This is a genomic window from Haloarcula amylovorans, from assembly GCF_004681185.1.
Classification (GTDB): domain Archaea; phylum Halobacteriota; class Halobacteria; order Halobacteriales; family Haloarculaceae; genus Haloarcula; species Haloarcula amylovorans.
On record NZ_SRIF01000009.1, the window covers coordinates 19,700 to 37,935 of the forward strand.

Annotated in this window: 20 protein-coding genes; 10 read left to right on the top strand and 10 right to left on the bottom strand. The window is 63.6% G+C overall.

Features of this window, described 5'->3' with window-relative positions:
* Positions 1-10: 10 nt before the first annotated feature.
* The 3 genes from E4S61_RS20910 to E4S61_RS20920 form a co-directional block, all read right to left on the bottom strand.
* Positions 11-1,318: a hypothetical protein gene (locus E4S61_RS20910; protein ID WP_394346465.1), complete on the bottom strand. Its 1,308-nt coding sequence runs from the start codon at positions 1,316-1,318 to the stop codon at positions 11-13.
* A gap of 155 nt (positions 1,319-1,473) precedes the next feature.
* The gene (locus E4S61_RS20915) at positions 1,474-1,779 is read right to left on the bottom strand and encodes a CGCGG family putative rSAM-modified RiPP protein (protein WP_135305869.1); all 306 of its coding nucleotides are present in this window, start codon (positions 1,777-1,779) and stop codon (positions 1,474-1,476) included.
* Between the two features lie 52 nt (positions 1,780-1,831).
* On the bottom strand, positions 1,832-2,308 hold the full coding sequence (locus tag E4S61_RS20920) for an SRPBCC family protein (protein ID WP_245180890.1): 477 nt from the start codon (positions 2,306-2,308) through the stop codon (positions 1,832-1,834).
* A 46-nt stretch (positions 2,309-2,354) separates the two neighbouring features.
* Between E4S61_RS20920 and E4S61_RS20925 the strand changes: the two genes are divergently transcribed.
* Positions 2,355-3,005 carry a helix-turn-helix domain-containing protein gene (locus E4S61_RS20925; RefSeq protein ID WP_135305870.1) on the top strand — a complete coding sequence of 217 codons (651 nt, stop codon included), beginning with the start codon at positions 2,355-2,357 and terminating at the stop codon, positions 3,003-3,005.
* On the opposite strand, the gene E4S61_RS20930 is transcribed toward E4S61_RS20925, so the two are convergent.
* Together E4S61_RS20930 and cysK are read right to left on the bottom strand one after the other, a co-directional pair.
* Complete coding sequence (locus E4S61_RS20930) at positions 2,980-3,648, bottom strand: helix-turn-helix domain-containing protein (RefSeq protein ID WP_167768600.1); 669 nt, start codon at positions 3,646-3,648, stop codon at positions 2,980-2,982. The genes E4S61_RS20925 and E4S61_RS20930 overlap by 26 nt on opposite strands.
* A gap of 74 nt (positions 3,649-3,722) precedes the next feature.
* Positions 3,723-4,628: a cysteine synthase A gene (cysK, locus tag E4S61_RS20935; protein ID WP_135305872.1), complete on the bottom strand. Its 906-nt coding sequence runs from the start codon at positions 4,626-4,628 to the stop codon at positions 3,723-3,725.
* 149 nt (positions 4,629-4,777) lie between these two features.
* On the opposite strand from cysK, the gene E4S61_RS20940 reads away from it, so the two are divergent.
* Together E4S61_RS20940 and E4S61_RS25685 are read left to right on the top strand one after the other, a co-directional pair.
* Positions 4,778-4,996, top strand: coding sequence for a DUF2249 domain-containing protein (locus E4S61_RS20940; protein ID WP_135305873.1), 219 nt, complete (start codon positions 4,778-4,780; stop codon positions 4,994-4,996).
* Between the two features lie 66 nt (positions 4,997-5,062).
* On the top strand, positions 5,063-5,233 hold the full coding sequence (locus tag E4S61_RS25685) for a hypothetical protein (RefSeq protein WP_167768601.1): 171 nt from the start codon (positions 5,063-5,065) through the stop codon (positions 5,231-5,233).
* 241 nt (positions 5,234-5,474) lie between these two features.
* Here E4S61_RS25685 and E4S61_RS20945 read toward each other — a convergent pair whose 3' ends face one another.
* On the bottom strand, positions 5,475-6,341 hold the full coding sequence (locus E4S61_RS20945) for a glycerophosphodiester phosphodiesterase (protein WP_135305874.1): 867 nt from the start codon (positions 6,339-6,341) through the stop codon (positions 5,475-5,477).
* 367 nt (positions 6,342-6,708) lie between these two features.
* Between E4S61_RS20945 and E4S61_RS20950 the strand changes: the two genes are divergently transcribed.
* The 3 genes from E4S61_RS20950 to E4S61_RS20960 all read left to right on the top strand — a co-directional run bounded on the left by E4S61_RS20950 (position 6,709) and on the right by E4S61_RS20960 (position 9,044).
* Positions 6,709-8,205 carry a short-chain fatty acid transporter gene (locus tag E4S61_RS20950; RefSeq protein WP_135305875.1) on the top strand — a complete coding sequence of 499 codons (1,497 nt, stop codon included), beginning with the start codon at positions 6,709-6,711 and terminating at the stop codon, positions 8,203-8,205.
* 96 nt (positions 8,206-8,301) lie between these two features.
* Entirely contained in the window at positions 8,302-8,829 is a 528-nt protein-coding gene (locus tag E4S61_RS20955; protein ID WP_135305876.1) for a DUF2243 domain-containing protein, read from the top strand.
* 23 nt (positions 8,830-8,852) lie between these two features.
* Positions 8,853-9,044, top strand: coding sequence for a hypothetical protein (locus E4S61_RS20960; protein WP_135305877.1), 192 nt, complete (start codon positions 8,853-8,855; stop codon positions 9,042-9,044).
* 7 nt (positions 9,045-9,051) lie between these two features.
* Here the strand turns inward: E4S61_RS20960 and E4S61_RS20965 are convergent, their stop codons facing one another.
* The gene (locus E4S61_RS20965; RefSeq protein WP_245180893.1) at positions 9,052-10,311 is read right to left on the bottom strand and encodes a sulfite oxidase; all 1,260 of its coding nucleotides are present in this window, start codon (positions 10,309-10,311) and stop codon (positions 9,052-9,054) included.
* Positions 10,312-10,550: 239 nt separating this feature from the next.
* On the opposite strand from E4S61_RS20965, the gene E4S61_RS20970 reads away from it, so the two are divergent.
* Entirely contained in the window at positions 10,551-12,059 is a 1,509-nt protein-coding gene (locus E4S61_RS20970; protein ID WP_135305878.1) for an alpha,alpha-trehalose-phosphate synthase (UDP-forming), read from the top strand.
* A gap of 13 nt (positions 12,060-12,072) precedes the next feature.
* Positions 12,073-12,957, top strand: a complete 885-nt coding sequence (gene otsB, locus E4S61_RS20975) for a trehalose-phosphatase (protein WP_245180895.1) — start codon at positions 12,073-12,075, stop codon at positions 12,955-12,957.
* Positions 12,958-12,983: 26 nt separating this feature from the next.
* Here otsB and E4S61_RS20980 read toward each other — a convergent pair whose 3' ends face one another.
* From E4S61_RS20980 to E4S61_RS20990, 3 genes are all read right to left on the bottom strand, one after another.
* Positions 12,984-14,444 carry a sulfatase-like hydrolase/transferase gene (locus E4S61_RS20980; protein WP_135305880.1) on the bottom strand — a complete coding sequence of 487 codons (1,461 nt, stop codon included), beginning with the start codon at positions 14,442-14,444 and terminating at the stop codon, positions 12,984-12,986.
* A 130-nt stretch (positions 14,445-14,574) separates the two neighbouring features.
* A complete protein-coding gene (locus tag E4S61_RS20985; protein WP_135305881.1) occupies positions 14,575-16,041 on the bottom strand; it encodes a sulfatase in 1,467 nt (488 codons plus the stop codon).
* A gap of 272 nt (positions 16,042-16,313) precedes the next feature.
* Positions 16,314-16,934 (bottom strand): DedA family protein, encoded by a 621-nt coding sequence (locus E4S61_RS20990; RefSeq protein WP_135305882.1) that lies wholly within the window; start codon positions 16,932-16,934, stop codon positions 16,314-16,316.
* 119 nt (positions 16,935-17,053) lie between these two features.
* Here E4S61_RS20990 and E4S61_RS20995 point away from each other — a divergent pair, with 119 nt between their 5' ends.
* Together E4S61_RS20995 and E4S61_RS21000 are read left to right on the top strand one after the other, a co-directional pair.
* A complete protein-coding gene (locus tag E4S61_RS20995) occupies positions 17,054-17,443 on the top strand; it encodes a gamma-glutamylcyclotransferase family protein (RefSeq protein WP_135305883.1) in 390 nt (129 codons plus the stop codon).
* Positions 17,444-17,703: 260 nt separating this feature from the next.
* On the top strand, positions 17,704-18,201 hold the full coding sequence (locus E4S61_RS21000; protein WP_135305884.1) for a hypothetical protein: 498 nt from the start codon (positions 17,704-17,706) through the stop codon (positions 18,199-18,201).
* Positions 18,202-18,236: the final 35 nt, after the last annotated feature.

Genomic DNA, 18,236 nt, shown 5'->3' on the forward strand with positions numbered 1-18,236 from the left:
GTCGACGCACTCACTCTCGGTCCAGTAACGCCCGCGCCCGAGTCGGGGAGTACCTGCCGAGGAGAAGGCTCCCGACCGAGTGCTGGCTGTGATTTCGGAGCACGGACCGCATGTTCACGGCGAAGGCGACGACGCCGAGACCGACGAGTACGCCGCCGACGCCGCGGAGCGACCCCGCGACTCGGACGAGATCCGCCACGGCGAGAAGCGCCGTGCCGCTGACTAGTAACGCCGCGTCCGCGGCAGCGAGCTTGCTGTGGTAGAGGTCATCTATCATGGGTACGTCCTCGAACCCCAGTAGGTCGCTGTATCGGTGGACCCAGACGACGAACGGAACGACGTGATAGAGCGTCCCGAGGACGACGAACCCGATGGTCCCGAGGACGAGGAGGTGCGTGGTCCCCGGCCCGCCCAGCAGATGCGTCCGTGCGAGCGGCTCGGTCGCCCACGCTGGGACGGTCAGGAGCGCCCACGACGAGAGCGACGCCGCGACGACGGCGTATCGCGTGTGCATCGGCGTCCACTCGACTCGCATCTCCGAGAGTTTGCGGGCGAGTATCGTCCCGACCGAGAGCGCGGCGAGACAGACGAGCAGTCCGCCGAGCGAGGCGACCGGCTCCCAGTCGGCGAACCGACCGATAGCCAGAAGCGCGACGCCGACCGGATGACCGACTTCTTCGATTCGCTTGAGAGAGGTGTCGATACCGTGGAGTTCGGTCTGGGTGAACATCGTCCCGAGTTGGTACAGCGCGCCGTAGACCGTCGTGAGCACCGCGCCGAAGACGGCCAGCGTCGCGTGTGCCAGCACGACGTTCGACCGGCTCACCGCGTACTGAGCGAGGACCGGTCGAGTGAAATCGACGGCGAGCACGAATCCGAACGTGGTGAAGACGAGAAAGAACCCCAGCGAGAGGGCGAAGTGTCGCTCCGTGACGTCGAGACGGTCGACGCGGGCCAGCGTCCGACCGACGTTGTAGACGAACACCCAGAACCCGACGAGCATCACTCCTCCGAACACGGGTAACACGGAAAGCGCGCCGAGGAGGAGCGCGGCGACGAACCCGGTGAGTCCGACAGCGACGAGCGCGAGTTGGAGCGTCGCCAGTCGGCGCGAGTGAAGCGGGACGCCCGACCAGACGGGAACGAACTGCGTCATCGCGCCCAGTATCGTGACACAGACCCAGCCGACCAGAAACAGGTGGACGAGCGCGAGACGCCCCAGTCCGGGCACGACGCCGCCGACCAGACCGATGCCGACGAGCGAACCCGCCAACAGCGCGGTCAGCCCGACCCAGAAGTGGCGGAGCGGAACGGTCATCGGCGGCTGTAGATCGGTGTCGACGCTACCGGGAATGGCGGCCATAGCTCCCGATTCGGGCGAGACTGCCCTCTCGGTGTCTCCGAACATGTTCGTGTCCCATGTCGGTGGACGCTCCGGTAGGGGCGACGGTGCCGATTCGGTCGTACTGGGAGTTACTCGACGTGGACCCTCGTGACGTGGCCGCCGCAACCGCACCGCTCGACGTACTCGTATTCGATGGTGTCACCGTACGTCGTTTCGAGGTGGGAATAGAGGTACTCCTTCGGATGCCCGTGCGCGCCGTGTGTGACGAGGTTGACGTGGTGACCCAGTGTCGTGTGTTCGACGGCGTCGATGGCGTGGGCGAGGACGAGAGAGCGCTCCGCCGCGTGGTGGGGCTCCTCTAAGTTCGCCGACCAGGAGTTGTCGTGGACGCGGTCGGTTATCGGTTCGACGTCGCCGCTGGAGACATCACTCATAGCTAGACGCGGGAACTCGGACAGGGAGAACACTCGCCCGAACGTGTTCGCCTCACTCGCACCGCTTCGCGAGGTAGTCGAACTGGGCGTTCAGTTCGACGCGGCGCTGGCGGTCGATGACGGTGGCATCCAGTAAGGGACCGACGAGACGGGCCTGCAACGCGAAATCGGTCGTGGCGCTGACCGCGACGCCGTCGTTCGTCTCGGAGATGTCGTACCGAGTGACCATCTCCTCGAAGATGCCATCGCGTTGTTCGTAGGTCAACACCGAATTCGGGTCGTCGACGACTTCGAGGACCAACTCGATAGTGACGAGACCGACGCTGTTGGTGATAGTGACGACGTCGCCCTCGACGCTCACGTCGTCGAACCCGCCCGCACGCATGAACTCGCCGACGTCCAGTATCGCCGCGCGCACGCAGTCGGGGTCGGCGTCCAGGTCCCGCGTCACTGTGACGGTTTGCACGGGGACGACTTCGCGGCCCCCGCAGTCGAAGGTTCCGAAACGGCGCGGACGAGAGGCGAACATGTTCGGCAATACTCTTGGACGCGTGGGGCGAAGATGTTCGTATACAATGCCAGAAGCGAAACTCCGACTGACGATTCCACCGGATATCTGGATCGGCGACATCACTCGGGACCATCCCGAGACGCGGGTGCGAGTGCTCGCAGCGATTCCAGATGGGCTGACTGGCGTCGGTCTGGCGGAGGTGACGGGGCCGGGTGCAGCCGCAGTGGTTGCCGAGATGGCAGACGAGGAGGAACTGACCGATTTCGAGACGCTCCAACACCGAGACGGCGAGGCGCTCGTCCAGTTCGAGACGACGAACCCGCTGCTCCTGTTTCCCGCACGCGGGTCGGGGACGCCGCTCCAGATGCCGTTCGACATCCAGAATGGCGTGGCCAACTGGGAAGTCACTGCGCCGAACGACCGACTCTCGGCGCTGGGCGAGCAACTGGAGGAGTTCGGCATTCAGTTTACGGTCGACTACGTCCATCAGCACACGGCGAGCGAGCAGTTGCTGACGGACCGACAGCGGGAACTCGTTCAGACAGCCGTCGAGGAGGGATACTACGACACGCCTCGGGGCTGTTCGCTGACCGAACTAGCCGAGACGGTCGGTATTGCCAAATCCTCGTGTAGCGACACGCTCCACCGCGCCGAAGAGACGATAATCAAGTCGTTCGTCGAGCGACAGGTCACCGGCGAACCGCCGTCGGCGTGACCGTCTCCTCGGTGCCGAATTGCGCGTCGAACAGTTTGCCGATAGCCGCCGCCACGTGTTCCGCGAACGTCGAGCGATTGATACCCAGCGTGTCGGCGACCTCGCCGGCGTTGGCCCCTTTCGGGTACTCGAAGTACCCCATCTCGTAGGCAGTCTGCACGACATCGCGCTGGCGGTCGGTGAGTCTCTTTCCAGAGAACGACCCCCCGTCATCGTCTGCGTCCCCCACGGTCGTCAGCCGTCGGACGTTGACGCCGTCGAACGCCGCCCGGAGTCGCTCGACGACCGTTCGCACCGTCGCCAGTTCCTCGACGACGACGGTCACGAAGAGCGTCCCGTCCTCGGCTCGGATGTCGGTCGCGGGACCGGCTATCCGTTCGATGATCTCACAGACGCAGTCGCTCGCTGGGTCGCGCTCGAAGCGGTATATCGTCTCTGAATCGGTAGTAGCAACCACGTCGATACCTGGAATGGCCTCCTCGACTGACGCGTGCGCGGGGAGCCTGAACTCCTCGGTGATAACGCCATCACCGCGGAGTGACGTGCGGGCGACGTCCGTGACTCGCTCGCCCGACCGGTCCGAGGCTTTCGCGACCGGACAGCGACCAGGGGTGCCGACTGCGAACTCGACTACGAGTCCCATACGCCGAGCTACGCCGCTACCGACGAAGTGGCCGGCGGCGAACATGTTCGGGATCCGGTAACGCGGTCGAGGTACTACGCGAAGAGCTCGGTCGAGAGGTATCGTTCGCCAGTGTCTGGAAGGACGACGACGACAGCTTCGTCCGGTGCGTCGGTAGCGACTCGCTCGGCGGCCGCGATTGCGGCCCCCGACGAAATCCCGACGAGCAGTCCCTGTTCACTGGCGAGTTGACGAGCGGCCGCGGCCGCCTCGTCCGACTCGACGGTGTGGACCTCGTCTAACAGTTCGATCCGGAGTACTTCCGGGACGAACCCGGCACCGATGCCCTGTACCGAGTGGCTCCCCGGCTCGCCGCCCGAGAGCACCGCCGAATCGGCGGGCTCGACGGCGATCGACCGAACGTCGGCGTCGCGGTCCTCTTTCAGCGCCGCCGAGACGCCTGTGATAGTCCCGCCCGTCCCGACGCCCGCGACGACGGCGTCGACCGCTCCGTCCGTCGCTCTCCAGATTTCCGGGCCGGTCGTTTCCCGGTGGATGCGGGGATTCGCGAGGTTGGTGAACTGCTGTGGGACGAAACTGTTCTCCCGTTCGTCGGCGATGGCCTCCGCCGACTCGATGGCTTCGGCCATACCGCCGTCGGCAGACGTGAGGACGAGGTCGGCACCCAGCGCACGGAGGAGGGCGCGCCGCTCCTCGCTCATCGACTCCGGCATCGTCAACACGAGGTCGTATCCCTCAGCCGCCGCTGCGACGGCGAGCCCGATGCCGGTGTTACCGCTGGTCGGTTCGACCACCGTCCCGCCCGGCTCGAGGTGTCCCGCCTCACGGGCTCGTTCGAGCATGGCGACCGCGATCCGGTCCTTCACCGACCCGCCCGGGTTGGCCGCTTCGACCTTGCCGAGCAGGTTCGGCGCAAACGCGTCGAGTCTCAGCAGGGGCGTTTCGCCGACTAGCTCCGTAACATCGCTGGCTACGTTCATCGCACCGTATTTCTCCGCACCGACCTGTTACCTCCCACCCCCCGGATTGCGGGTATTTAAAACGAGAAATGACCGTATGAAGGCTGGCGGCGGGTGGCCGAACCTGTTCGGACGAACGGCTACACGACTGCGGTACCGACTACCCATCTATGTCTTCGGACACGACGCTTGACGTTCGCGACAGCGAGGACGAACCGTTCACTCGCATCGCAGCAGCCCTGTCTGACCTCGATCGTGACGAGACGCTCGAACTCGTCAACAGTTTCGAGCCGGAGCCGCTCTACGATGTCTTGCTCAGCCGCGGTTTCGAATACGAGACCGAGCAGGTCGCCGACGACCAGTGGCGCGTCCGCATCACCCGCGATTGACTACGAGGCGGCCGACGACCGTTGCGGACGGTGGGGTTTTCCGTCTCTCTCCCGTCAAGGTCTGGTATGGCCGGATTGATTCAGCGGACAGCACAGGCGATCGACGACATGTGGCAGTCGATATGGCACGAGTCGAGCCGCGCCGAGAAGATAGTGATCGCAGTTGTGCTACTCGTTACGGGACTGGCTATTCCGGTGATCCCGATCGTCTGGATTGCCCGGATCATCGCTAACTGAGCACTGCGGCGAGAAACGGAAGACGCTCCGCTCCGACTGGTGTCTTCGATCGACCGATTGCAGAGTAGCTATGTTGTATAGTCCACTTAGCTATAATTCATAGCTTATCCGAATGGCTATACTGTATAGCTTATCTGTATAGCTCAATTGTACTACCGGTGGTAGCGGGTGGTCCGGTTGGAATTCACCAGCCGACAGTTCCTTCGGGAGCAGTCGTCACCACTGAACCCGAGAAGAGACCCTACTGATTCCGTCGGATTCCGCGAGACTCACCCATGGCGAAGGTGGTCATATTCGGGTAGTCCGCGATCAGTCCGTCCGCGCCGAACTCGATGGGGTCCCGCGCTTCCCGCCAGGTGTCGACCGTCCAGACGTTCACTTCCCGGCCCTCGGCGTGAGCCGTCTCGACGAGGTCGGCGTCGAGTACACCGAGAGAGGGGTTGACCGCTTTGGCGTCGAGTTCGCGGGCGACAGCCAGATTCTCGGCGACGTTCCGTCCGAAGATCGGAGCCACGTCGATGCGCGGCGCGACGTCTTTTACCGCTCGAATAGCGTCCGGGTCGAACGAGGAGACGTAGAACCGCTTCGACTTGCACGATGCGATGCGTAGGGCACGCTCTGCGAACTCCGTCCAAGTGAGCGGGCCGGACGCCTTGAACTCGATGTTCATCGTGACGTTCGGGTCGGCCGCTTTGAGCACCTGGGCGAGCGTCGGAACCGTCTCACTGGAGCCGAGAACCTCGGCATCAAGGACTATCTCCGCGGGCGTCTCGGCGACGAGTCCCAATTCGTTCGTGAGGTCGTCGAGTCGCTCGTCGTGGAAGACGACTATCTCGCCGTCGCTCGTCGCCACGACATCGATCTCGATCCGGTCGGCTCCCAGTCGTGACGCGCCTTCGATGGCGGCGACCGTGTTCTGGGGGAACACGTCCCTGAACCCACGGTGTGCCGTCACGTACGGGCCGTCGCGTGACCCATGTCCTCGGTTCTGCTCCGTTCGTGCCGTGGTGGTGCCACTCGCCGCCGTCAGCCCGAGCATCGCCCCCGTGGCCTTGACCATGCTTCGTCGTGAGACGCGCTTCGCCAGATATGTTGTGCCTCGTGCCATCACCTATCTCGGCGCGGACGACCGGTATGAGAGTTTATATGAGGAATCTATCTCGTTCGGTACGTCTACGAGCGGCTATGCGCCGGCTCATATCGGTACCAAACCGATTGGAAGCAACGAATCGGTAGTCGGAACGTCCCCGTCTCGGACGGGGCTGTCAGGTGATTCGGCGGTAGTTGGCCCGACGGCAGCGCCGACGTATCACGGTTCCGTCTCGATCGGTCGGGCCCGCGGGCATGCCTGCGTCTTCCAAGCATGCAAGCAAACTTCCCAAGTGAAACGCGTTGCCACACCAGTCTATCGTTTATCCGATTCAGCGAGCGCGTCGGCGCTCGTCCGACAGTAGCGAGGGTCCACCGGGGAAACTATGAGTGCGAGCGAGCAGACGGAGAACGAAGGGACGCTGTTACAGCGAACCGGGTCCCGCCTCTCCGAACGAGTCGAACGGTGGATGCCGAGCCCGTTCATCTTCGCCATCCTCCTCACGTACATCGTTTTCATCATCGCGTTCCTCGTCCAAGGAACCGGGCCGGTACAGTTGGTCCAGTACTGGTTCGACGGCTTCTGGGTGTTGTTATCGTTTACTATGCAAGCAGTATTGATTCTGGTGACCGGGTTCGTGCTGGCCTATCACCCGTTCATCCAGAATCAGATAAAGCGGCTCCTCTCCATTCCATCGACTGCCAGACAGGGGATTCTGCTGGTAGCGCTAATAGCGATGGTGACGGCGTGGTTCCATTGGGGACTCGGTCTCATCGTCGGTGCACTACTGGCACGCGAGATGGGGCGACAGGCGAACGAGCGAGGGCTGAACATCCACTACCCGCTGCTCTGCGTGGCGGGGTACATGGGACTCGCGCTGACGTGGAACATGGGTCTCTCGGGGGCATCCGTCCTCCTGATGAACACCCCGGGTAACATCTTCATCGAGCAGGGGATCATCGACCAGCTCGTCCCCGTGACGGAGACGATATTCCACCCGTACATGGTGTCGCTGTTGGTGATTAGCATCGCCTACTCGTTAGTCGTGCTCTACTTCCTCTCGCCGCCTGACTCCCAGTCGGAGGGTATCACGGAGTTCCTGCCCGAGAGCGAGTTGACCGAGGCGAACGTCCGGGCCGGCGATACGACGGCGACCGACGGGTCGGGCGAGGCGGGTCCCGAGAAGGACCATGTCGGTGACGAGGCCCCGGACTCCCCGACGCCGTCCGACAAGATGAACAATAGTCGTGTGATCGGCGGCGTCATCGCGGTAACCGGCGTCGTCTTCGCCCTCTACACGTTCGCGACGAGAGGGCTAAACGCGCTGAACCTCAACACAGTGAACTTCGCGTTCCTGTTCATCGGGTTCGCCCTGTTCACGAGCCCGCAGGCCTATGAGGAGCGGTTCGCGGAGGCCGTCGACTCGACCGGTGACATCATCCTCCAGTTCCCCTTCTACGCGGGGATCATCGGGATGACGCAGAACTCCGGTCTCGCGGAGACCATCGCAGAGACCATCGTGGGAGTCGCCGGGCCGGAGACGTACCCCGCCGCCGTGGTCATCGTCTCGGCGGTCGTCAACACGTTCGTCCCGTCGGGTGGCGGCGAATGGACTGTTATCGGACCCATCGTCGTTCCCGCGGCCCAGGACCTCGGTGTCCCCCTCGGGCAGACGCTGGTCGCCTACACGTTCGGCGCGTCGCTCGCGGACCTCGTCCAGCCGTTCTGGGCGCTTCCGCTGCTGGCGATCACCGACATGCGCGCCCGGGACATCTTCGGCTACGCAATAATGATGCTGTTGCTGATGCTTCCGTTCGTCCTCATCGCCGTCATCGTCATCCCGTACGCCGGCGGCTTCTGGGCGGCAATCGTGCCGTTCTGACTGCGGTTCGTCACGACTCGGGAACGCGTCGCCAGTCGCGGCCCGCTTGAATTTCCCGGTCCAGCGAATTTATCGGAGGCCGTCGTTCGTCCGGTAATGAGCGACAAAGCGACCGGGCCAACCGATGGCACCTCGACGCTCAACGACGGGGTAACGCGGCGGGCGCTCCTCGCAGCGGGCGTGTTCGGATTCGGTTTCAGCGGGCTGATAGACGTCCTCGTGTTACACCACGTCCTCCAGTGGCACCATCTCGTCTCGGGCGTGTACCCGCAGGACACCCTCTCCGGGCTTCGGACGAACATTCTCGCTGACGGGCTCTTCTCTCTCACGATGCTCGTGATTATGTGCGTCGGCGGCGGGTTACTTTGGCAGTCCGAACGGCGAACGGACGTACCGCTGGCCTTGCGACCGGTGACCGGGGCAGCCGTTATCGGACTTGGCATCTTCGACCTCTTCGACGTGGTCGTCGACCACATGATCCTGGGCCTCCACCAGCCGCTCTCGCAAGCCGGCCGATACAACCCCCACTGGGCAGCAGTCAGTCTCCTCTTCGTCGCCGCCGGGTACTACATCTACAGGACCGGGACGGGGAATCGAGACGACAGCCCGACGGGAGCCACCTGAGCAGTCGTGGAGGATCGCAGTGTATGAGCGTGTGGACCCTCACGCTGAACTCCGTCTCGTCGCTCGCTCTCACACCACTCCACATCGGGCCAACGACGACGCCGGTCCCCGGCTGGCTGGTGCTGTTCGCCGCCGTCCTCGGCCTCTGGGCCGCCATCGCGGCCGGCGTCGTCCTCGGCGATAAACTTCTCGTCCGCCTCGGGGAGACGGAGTGACAGCCAGTTAGTCGCGGACAGTGACGGTGATACCCAGCGGTTCGTAGGCGTTGTTGCCGTACCCCTTCTGATTCCAGGGGTATTCGTCGTTCTCGATGCCCCGGCGGCCCGAATCTGGGTCGGAAATCGTCGCCGGTTGCGTTCGCCCTCGTTCGTCGGTCGCTCTGGAGAGAAGCGTGTGTTCGCCCGCCTCCGCTTCCCAGACGTACCGGAACTTTCGGACGGTGTATCGCCCGAGGTCCGGGCCGACAAAGTCCGCCTCGTCCCACGTCTCGCCGCCGTCGGTCGAAACCTCGACGCGTTCTACGGCGTCGTCGCCGGACCACGCGACGCCGGTGAGTTCGATACAGCTGTCCGACGCGGGGATAAGTTCCTCGCCGTCCTGCGGCGAAGTGAACAGTGACTTGACGAGTTGGTCGAAGAAGTAGGCGTTTCGAATTTCCTCCTCGGCTTGCATCTGGTCTTGCGTGTCGAATGTCTCGATGTCGGCGTAGCGCTTCGGTTCGCTGTCCTGGGCCGGGAGGAGCCGGTAGGAGGACTGTTGATACTCCGTGTAGTCCTGCCCGTCTCGCGATTCCCACGCCTCGCCGTTGACCATCTCGTCCATGACGTGCAACCGCTCGACCCATTTCACGCTGTTGTTGCCGAACCACCCGGGAACGAGCAATCGGACCGGAAAGCCGTGTTCCGCGCTCATCGGCCTCCCGTTCATCTCGTAGGCCAACAGACAGTCCTCCAGCGCTTTCTCCATCGGAATCGAGCGCGCGAACACGTCCTCGTCCTCCTTGGCCTCGCCGCCGACGGCCGTGAGCCACAGGCCGTCGTCGGTGGCTGCCCCGTGGTCGTCCAGAATCGCGCGAATCGGCGTCCCGGTCCAGATAGCGTTGCCGACGGCACCGACTGTCCACTGGTCACCCTCCGCATCGGGCGAGAAGTACGCGCGCCCGTTGCCCGAACACTCCATCATGTGCATCACGGAGTCGGTCGGATAGTCGTGCTTTAGCTCGTCCATCGAGAGGTCGACGGCCGACTCGACGAGACCGGTCAGCGAGACGGTCCATTCGCCCTCGTCGATGTTAGGCGTCCGATGGTGATTTCTGATGTAGTGTTGTTCGCGCGGCGTCAGGTAGTCTTCGAGGTGGGAACGCGACGCGGTCTGTGCGTTGTCGGGGTCGGTAGAGAGGACTTCGAGGCCGGGATATCGCTCCGCGACCGAGGAAGCCGAAGTGGAAGCCATGTCGTCCTCATCGCCGTTGCTCAGTGGCATTCGGGAGTGGCAATTTCCCAACGGCGATTATCTAGACTCTGCTTGCGTGTGAAACCGACATGCAGTATCGGGAGCCAGCCGCGCCCAGTCGAGCACTGTCGGAGACCATAGCCGCCAAATTCCGCCGCCGGGCCGTCCGTGGTCTCTTCAGGCTGCATATATATCACTCGCAGCTTCAAGCGGAGTGGGTAACCCGTTTAGGCTATTTCATACAGACGAGAACGTGAGGTCCTACACTGGTGAATTCAGGAACTACTGACCAACAGTTACGAGGAGCGACGCTATCCGAGTCGGCGGATAGCCAGTACCTCGTCGTCTCGAACAGGGAGCCCTATCGCCACGACCGGGACGGGACTGACATCACCGTCGACCGACCGAACGGCGGTCTGACGAGCGGCTTAGACGGCGCGATGCGGCGGCTCGGCGGGACGTGGATCGCCTGGGGCGACGGCGACGCCGACCGAGAGGTCGTCGACGACGAGAACCGCGTCCAAGTCCCGCCCGACGCCGACGAGGACCAGTACACACTCGAACGCGTCTGGCTCTCCGAGGAGGAGCAAGAGAACTACTACCTCGGGTTCAGCAACCGGGTCCTCTGGCCCGTCTGTCACTCGGCGCTGACCAAGATAGAGAGCGAGCGCCAACATTGGGAGGCCTATCGCGACGTGAACCAGCGCTTTGCCGACACCGTTGCCGAACGCGTAGACGAGGAGTCGGTCGTCTGGTTGCAGGACTACCACTTCGGCCTCGCTCCGAGCATGATTCGGTCGCAGACGGAGCACGATCCGGCCATCGCCCACTTCTGGCACATTCCGTGGCCCGGCCCGGACGCATTCAGAGCGTGTCCGCACGGGGAGGAGATACTGCGCGGCTTGCTCGGAAACGACTTGCTCGGCTTCCACGTCGACCGATACTGCGAGAATTTCCTGCGTTGTGTGGACGAGCTGATCCCCATGGCGACGGTGGACGTAGACGCTGGCATCGTCCACCAACCGGACGGACGGCTCACCGTCCGGTCGTTCCCGCTCGGCGTGGAAGCGGACCGCATCCAGAAGCAGGCTACCGAAGCGGCGTCACACGACCGCTTCAAAGAGTTTGCCGACGAGCACGGCATCGACGCCGACGGGATGCTAGCACTCGGCGTCGACAGACTGGACTACACGAAGGGAATCCCCGAGCGCCTGCAAGCACTCGAACGGCTCTTAGAGGAGCAGCCGAACCTGCGCGAGTCGTTCACGTACGTGCAGGTCGGCTCGGAGAGCCGATCGGAGATTCCCGCCTACGAGCAGGTTCAGGCGCAGGTGGCCGAAGCGGTGGAGCGCATCAACGATCGGTTCGGAACCGGCGGCTGGCAACCGGTCGTCTACGAGACGGGCTACGTCTCGAACGAGACGCTGTACGCGCTCTACCGGGAAGCCGACGCCGCGCTCGTCAGTCCGATCCGCGACGGGATGAACCTCGTCGCCCAGGAGTACGTCGCCGCACAGGCCGAGGGCCCGGGCGTGCTCGTCCTGAGCGAGCAGGCTGGGATCCACGACCGAATCGGCGACGACGTGCTCTCGGTGACGCCCCAGAACACCGACGAGTTCGCAAGCGCTATCCACGAGGCGCTCACGATGTCCGATACGGAGCGAGAACGCCGAATGACCACACTTCGCCGCGAGATTCAGCGCAACGACCTCGAATCGTGGACGGAAGCAATGCTCGACGAGATTGCCGTCGTCGACGCGTCGCGGAACGGGCGATAACGCCGTGCCCGAAATGACCGCACCGCCGTCGGCGCTGTCGAACCGAGACCGCATCGCTCGCACGCTCGACGGGAGCGACGGGCTACTGCTTGGCGTGGACTTCGACGGCACGCTCGCCCCAATCGTCTCCGACCCCGACGACGCGACTATCACCGACAGCGCGCGTGAGTCACTCGTCGACTTAGCGAGCCATCCTCGCGTGACCGTCGCCGCGGTCAGCGGCCGCGAACTCTCCGACCTCGTCGACCGGGTCGATATCGAGGGCCTCGTTTACGCCGGGAATCACGGCTTGGAGATCCGGGCGGGCGACACCACGTTCGTCCACCCGGCAGCCGCGCGGCAGCGAGCGCGCATCCAGCACCTGAGCGAGCGGCTCCGGGAGCGCCTGGCCGAGTTTCCGGAGTGTACGGTCGAGAACAAGAGCCTGACCGCGACCGTTCACGTCAGAGGGAGCGACCACGCAGAGCGGGTCGCTTCGGCGACCGAGACGTTCGTGGCGAACGCCGAGACCGATATCCGAGTCGTCCCCGGAAAATGCGTGCGAGAGTTGCGCCCGGCCGTCGAGTGGGACAAGGGCGCGGCGATGGAGTTGTTAGCCGAAGCCGCGGCTAATGGGTACCGACCGCTGTACATTGGCGACGACACGACCGACGAGGACGGGTTCCAAGCGGTGCAACCCGACGGCGTCGCCGCGAAGGTCGGCACCGCCGCGGAGGCGGGGACGGCGGCGGATTTCAAGCTACACGAACAGGCGGCGGTGCCGCGGCTGCTCGACTGGCTGGCCGAGTACGCCGACGAGCGATGGACGGCCGACCGACAGTCCAGCCCTTCGACACGGCAGTTGCGCGCAGACGACCTACGGGTCGCAGAAGATTCCTTCGTCGTTCGGGACGAGTAGTCCTGAGAGTCGGGCAACCTGGCGAGCTACTGTCGCCGGTCCGCCGCGTCGCTTTCGAGGTGTTTGCTCGTCCACTTCTGTATCGGGTCGTCGGTTTCTGCCATCCACTCGTCCAGTAGCCCTCGTAACCGGTCGCGTTCGGACTCGTACTCGGGATGGTCGACGAGATTCTGCAGTTCGTGCGGGTCCCGTTCGAGGTCGTACAGTTCGTCGATATCGGGGGCGTTGAACACGTACTTGTAGCGCTGGGTCCGCACCATCCGCTGGGAGTACAACCCCATCTCGTCGCCGTGATACTCTGCGAAGATTGCTTCCCGCCGGCCGTTCTCGCGATCGTCGAGAAGCGGCCAGAGGCCCCGGGCGTCGACGCCGTCGGGTTCGGGCACGCCGGCCAGGTCCAGGAACGTCGGCATGAGGTCCATCAGCGAGACGAGGGCATCGCATTCCTGCCCTGCTTCGACGCCAGGCCCGCGCATCATGAGCGGAATCCGGTACGTGTCGTCGTACATGAACGGCCCCTTGTTGAACTGCCGGTGGTTTCCGGTGAAGTCACCGTGGTCCGAAGCGTGGACGACGAGGAGGTCCTCGCGGAGTCCGTACTCCTCGACCGCGTCGAGAATCCGGCCGATCTGGTCGTCGATGAGGTCGACGAATCCGAAGTACAGTGAGACGGCTTCGGCCCACTCGTCCCACGTCAGGTGGTCGACGCCGCGGTATTCGAGATAGTTCTCCTGCACCTGTGGTTTGTCCGCGAACGTCTCCTGATAGGACGGCCAGCGCTCGATGTCCTCGGGGTCGTACTTCGACGCGTACGGTTCCGGGACGACGTAGGGATGGTGCGGGCCGAGAAAATCCGACCGATGGAAGAACGGGTCGTCCTCGGCGGCGGCCCTCTCCAGTCGGTCGATGGTTCGCTCGGCGATGTAGTACGAACGGGTCGCCTCGACCGGAATCGGCGACTTGGCGGCGATGAGACTCTCCTCACCGTCGCCGTGTCGGTTGTAGAGGGTGTCTTCGAGTTCGATATCGTCTGAGTCGATGCCCATTTCCGCTCGGTATGAGCGAAGGCCCCCCTCCAGATGCCCGTTGTGAGCGTCGCTCGCTCCCATGTAGTCGAAGCCGAAGTCCGCGGGCGTAGCGTTCTGTCCGACGTGCCACTTTCCTACGTAGGAGTTATTGTATCCAGCGTCCCGAAGCAACGCTCCGAACGTCGGAACCGAGGTGGAGAGATCCGTCTGGATGGCATCCTGTTCGTGGACGTTGTTGAGAAGACCGTGGTTGTGGGGATAGCGCCCCGTCAGCAGCGACGCTCGCGCGCTGCTGCAAATGCTGATTGGGGTGTAAGCGTGGGTAAAGCGTACACCGTCCGCACAGAGCCGATCCAACGCGCCGGTATCGACCGGCGGGCCAGTCGGCGTCGTGACGTCGTACCGCTCCTGGTCTGTCAAGAGCAGGAGGACGTCGTCCCGAGAGTCGTCTCGTAACATCACTTGACTCGATAAACACTGACTGACGCTTTATTAGTATTATTGCGCGCTTCGTACAGGTCACAGGCGCAACGAGTAGTATCGAGAAATAGTCGCTGGGCGGGACGCCTCTGCTGGACCGACGGCAGCGTTACATGTACCCGAGGTCGGCCAGTCGCTGTTCGGTCGATTGTTCGACGGAGACGCTCTCTTCGGCCTCAGTCTCCTCGAACGACGCAGCCCACTCCTCGAGGGTTGCTTCGAGGTCGGCAACGCGTTCGGTCGCCTCCTCCGCGATGTCGTGTGTCTCTTTAGGGTCGGCGGCGACCCGGTAGAGTTCCTCGGTTCCGTCCGAACAACGGACGTACTTGTGCGTCTCCGTTCGAACGGCTTGTATCGACCGCTGAAGCTCGTAGATGCGGTCGGGGATCTCGTCGAATCGCTCTTCGAGTTTCTCGACAGGCGGCCGGGGGGCGGCGTACTCGGCAAACACCTTCGACCGCGGACCGCCGTCGGCCGGAGGGTGAAACGACTGTCCTTGGAACTCCTCGCGAGCGTCCGGAGCCCGAATGCCGGCCGCGTCGAGGAGCGTCGGTGCGAGGTCGAGCGTCTGCACCAGCCGCTCGCCCGTGACAGCGTCGTCGTCAAACTGACCGCCGCTGAGGACGAGGGGGACGTGAAGTACCGTATCGTACAGGGAGTACTGGTGCCCGAGGAACCCGTGTTCCCCGATGTTCTCGCCGTGGTCACTCGTGACCGCCATGACCGTCTCGTTCCACTCGCCGGTCGCTTCGAGGGCGTCGGTGAGTTCGCCGAGCTGGTCGTCCATGTAGGCTATCTCGGCGCGGTACAGTCGCCGCAACACGGCCAGTTCCTCGGTTGAAAGGTCGAACTTCTCGACGTCGTACTTTCTTGGATCCTGCGGAATCGCCATCGCCTCCTCGTAGGACCAGCCCTCGGGAAGGAACTGCTCGGCGTACTCCCGTGGCGGGCGATACTCGAGGTGCGGTTCGATACAGTTGACGAACAGGAAGAACGGTCGGGTCTGATTACGCGTCTCTAACCACTCTCGAATCCACTCGATGGATTTCTCCGCGCCCTCGTCACCGGCGGGTTCAGAACCGCTACCGAGACAGTTCGATAGCGCCTCGGAGAAAGAGAAGCCGGGACCGTCGGACCCGAACGGATTCCGAAACAGGTCACCGAGCGTCTCCCGGTCCTGCCACGACCCGTCGCGCTCGTGGAATGTCTCGAAGCCCCGAGAGAAACCGAACTCCTCGGTGATCCAGACGTTGTTCGAGACGCCGACGGTTTCGTAGCCGGCCGAGCCGAACAGTTCCGCGATGGTCGGCAGTTCGCCGTCGAGTCGCGTCCGCTTTCCGGTCGCGCGGTGTTTCGATGGATAGGTTCCGGTAAACAGCGACCCATGTGATGGGAGCGTCCACGGTGCCGTAGCGAAGGTCTGCCCGTACTCGGTTCCCTCCTCGGCAAGCGCCGCTCTGGTTGGCGAGACGTCGCTGTCCGCTGGGACCGTATCGAGCGCTCGCGTCGTATCCATTACGAATACGACCACGTTCGGACGGGAGTTCTCCCGTCCGCCCTTCGTGTGGGCACTCATCGGTACCCCTCCAGCCGGCGACTGACGCCGGGTAAGACGGTGTTGAACACGTTGTATAATCGACCGATAGCTCTATCGAGCTACTGCTTGCCTATGCGCGGCGAATCCGGGGCCGAAACGGATGTGACATAGACCCACGATTGTTGACTGGGAAGGAAGGCCCGCTCGAGGAGCCACATCGCCCGTTTCGAAGCCCATCGTGAGGATGGGTCTCGCAAGGCGAGGCTTTGGGGGGAGCGGTGTGCGTTCTCCGCCGGTCTCTCGGCTCGTCGCTACCCGTTCACTGGGTCGGACCGCCGACCGAAGCCGAGGCCGATTCCGACGAGTACGAGGACGACGAGTGCCGTTAGACCTGGTTTCTCGACTGCGATAGCGAACGCCGCTTCGAAGAACGATTCCTCGCGGCCGTAGTAGACGAGCGCCCCCGTCGCGGCGTAGAAACCGGTCGTGCCGACCGCCGTGAAGACGCCGAATTGCGCCGGATTCATCTCGGCGAATCCCGCCGGGATAGAGATAACTGAGCGAAGGACGGGGAGAAACCGCCCCCAGAGCACCGACGACTGGCCCCACCTTTGGAACCACGTCTGCCCCCGTTCTATCTGCTCGTCCGAGACGCGGATACGCCTGCGGAGCCAGCCGTGCTCGCCGGGACGAGTGCGGTAACAGACGTAGAACGGGACAAACGCGCCCACCGTCCCGCCGACGGTGGCAGCCAGCACGAAGACGAGCAGCGACACCGGGTCGGTTATGAGCAGTGCGGCGGCCGCCGGAACGACGACCTCGCTCGGCAGGAACGGAAAGAGCATCGACGTCTCTAGAAAGGTGAATAGACATAGCGCCAGCGGGCCGTAGAGGCGCAAGAGATCCAGCGCCACAGCAGTCGCGTCGACCATAGGAGCGGTTGGGGGCGGCGCCGTAACACCCTTCTGCCCGCGAGCCGCGCGGCGGGCGACGAGTCCGAGGTGGTGAGCAGAGCCGCGGTGTATTCAACGCCGCGCCGACTAGCGAGGATATGGACGTGTTCGTCTACGGGACGCTCGTGCAGACACAGACAGCCGCCGCAGTACTCGACGAGTTCGAGTATCGCGGTCCGGCCACAGTCTCGGGCCTGCACCGCGTCGAGGGTCGATATCCGACGCTCGCCCCAGGCGGATCGACCAGCGGCCGACTGCTACACACCCCCGAGATCGACGCGCTCGATCGATACGAGGGCGTCGAATCGGCCCTGTACGTCCGCTGTACGCTCCCGTTCGAGGGGGATGAGACGGGAGATACCGTCGAGTGTTATCTGGGGGACCCAACCCCGCTCGACGCCCCCGCCGAGTGGCCAGGCGACGGCACCTTCGAGGAACGAGCTAGGCGCTACTGTCGAAGCGAGCGCGTCCTCGTCAGACGGGAGTAATCGCTGCCGGTCTCTCACGGAGGTGAAACGCGCCGGGCAAGAACATCCCAGCGCGGTCGGGGTCAAGGTGTCCGCAACCATACTATATTTCTTAAATGCGAGATTTATTTTGGCTGTTATCGGGAAAATAAAATTGCTAATTCGCAGACGAGCCGCTGTTAGGCGAGTGTTTCCCCGGAGGTCGCGTTCGAACCGGGCGAGTATCCGGCAATACGCACTTTTCTTCTAGAACAGCCAACACTTATACGGTGAACTAGACGATGAGCTCACAAACCTATGGCTTCCCACGGATACGGTCTAGCAGAACCTGGGGAGAAGCGGCTGCAAGCGGCCTGATCGCCGGTGCCGGCATGGGCCTGATAATGCACTTCGTGATGGGCGCGATGCCGTTGATCGGAGCGCTCTACGGGCAGCCGACGGTCGCGGCCGGCTGGCTCGCACACCTGTTCCACAGCGTCGTCTTCGCACTGGTGTTCGCCGCTGTCCTCACGAGACCAACCTTCCGCGAGTACGAACTCTACGGAATCGTCGGGCTCGGGGCGGTCTACGGAATTATCTTGGAACTCGTCGCCGCCGCGTTCGTCCTGCCCGTCTGGGCAAACGCGGTCGGGGCCGCGGAGCTCCCGGTTCCGTTCTTGGTCCCGATCGGGTTCCTTACGCACCTCGTCTACGGAGTGCTCCTCGGAGCCGTCTTCGGACTGCTGACGATGCGCGAACGGTCCCGGTTGGTCGCGCCGGTCAAAGAAGCGGACTCGTGACCGGGACGGACACTCGATACACTCCGTTTGTCGGT

What these genes read in the sequence shown, in the direction of transcription:
- E4S61_RS20955 (WP_135305876.1), top strand. Translation starts at nt 8,302, where the DNA reads ATGAGCGACAAAGCGACCGGGCCAACCGATGGCACCTCGACGCTCAAC.
- E4S61_RS20985 (WP_135305881.1), bottom strand. Translation starts at nt 16,041, where the DNA reads ATGAGTGCCCACACGAAGGGCGGACGGGAGAACTCCCGTCCGAACGTG.
- E4S61_RS20995 (WP_135305883.1), top strand. Translation starts at nt 17,054, where the DNA reads ATGGACGTGTTCGTCTACGGGACGCTCGTGCAGACACAGACAGCCGCC.
- otsB (WP_245180895.1), top strand. Translation starts at nt 12,073, where the DNA reads ATGACCGCACCGCCGTCGGCGCTGTCGAACCGAGACCGCATCGCTCGC.
- E4S61_RS20990 (WP_135305882.1), bottom strand. Translation starts at nt 16,934, where the DNA reads ATGGTCGACGCGACTGCTGTGGCGCTGGATCTCTTGCGCCTCTACGGC.
- E4S61_RS20920 (WP_245180890.1), bottom strand. Translation starts at nt 2,308, where the DNA reads ATGTTCGCCTCTCGTCCGCGCCGTTTCGGAACCTTCGACTGCGGGGGC.
- E4S61_RS20950 (WP_135305875.1), top strand. Translation starts at nt 6,709, where the DNA reads ATGAGTGCGAGCGAGCAGACGGAGAACGAAGGGACGCTGTTACAGCGA.
- E4S61_RS20965 (WP_245180893.1), bottom strand. Translation starts at nt 10,311, where the DNA reads ATGCCACTGAGCAACGGCGATGAGGACGACATGGCTTCCACTTCGGCT.
- E4S61_RS20930 (WP_167768600.1), bottom strand. Translation starts at nt 3,648, where the DNA reads ATGGGACTCGTAGTCGAGTTCGCAGTCGGCACCCCTGGTCGCTGTCCG.
- E4S61_RS20945 (WP_135305874.1), bottom strand. Translation starts at nt 6,341, where the DNA reads ATGGCACGAGGCACAACATATCTGGCGAAGCGCGTCTCACGACGAAGC.
- E4S61_RS20925 (WP_135305870.1), top strand. Translation starts at nt 2,355, where the DNA reads ATGCCAGAAGCGAAACTCCGACTGACGATTCCACCGGATATCTGGATC.
- E4S61_RS25685 (WP_167768601.1), top strand. Translation starts at nt 5,063, where the DNA reads ATGGCCGGATTGATTCAGCGGACAGCACAGGCGATCGACGACATGTGG.
- cysK (WP_135305872.1), bottom strand. Translation starts at nt 4,628, where the DNA reads ATGAACGTAGCCAGCGATGTTACGGAGCTAGTCGGCGAAACGCCCCTG.
- E4S61_RS20940 (WP_135305873.1), top strand. Translation starts at nt 4,778, where the DNA reads ATGTCTTCGGACACGACGCTTGACGTTCGCGACAGCGAGGACGAACCG.
- E4S61_RS21000 (WP_135305884.1), top strand. Translation starts at nt 17,704, where the DNA reads ATGAGCTCACAAACCTATGGCTTCCCACGGATACGGTCTAGCAGAACC.
- E4S61_RS20915 (WP_135305869.1), bottom strand. Translation starts at nt 1,779, where the DNA reads ATGAGTGATGTCTCCAGCGGCGACGTCGAACCGATAACCGACCGCGTC.
- E4S61_RS20910 (WP_394346465.1), bottom strand. Translation starts at nt 1,318, where the DNA reads ATGACCGTTCCGCTCCGCCACTTCTGGGTCGGGCTGACCGCGCTGTTG.
- E4S61_RS20980 (WP_135305880.1), bottom strand. Translation starts at nt 14,444, where the DNA reads ATGTTACGAGACGACTCTCGGGACGACGTCCTCCTGCTCTTGACAGAC.
- E4S61_RS20960 (WP_135305877.1), top strand. Translation starts at nt 8,853, where the DNA reads ATGAGCGTGTGGACCCTCACGCTGAACTCCGTCTCGTCGCTCGCTCTC.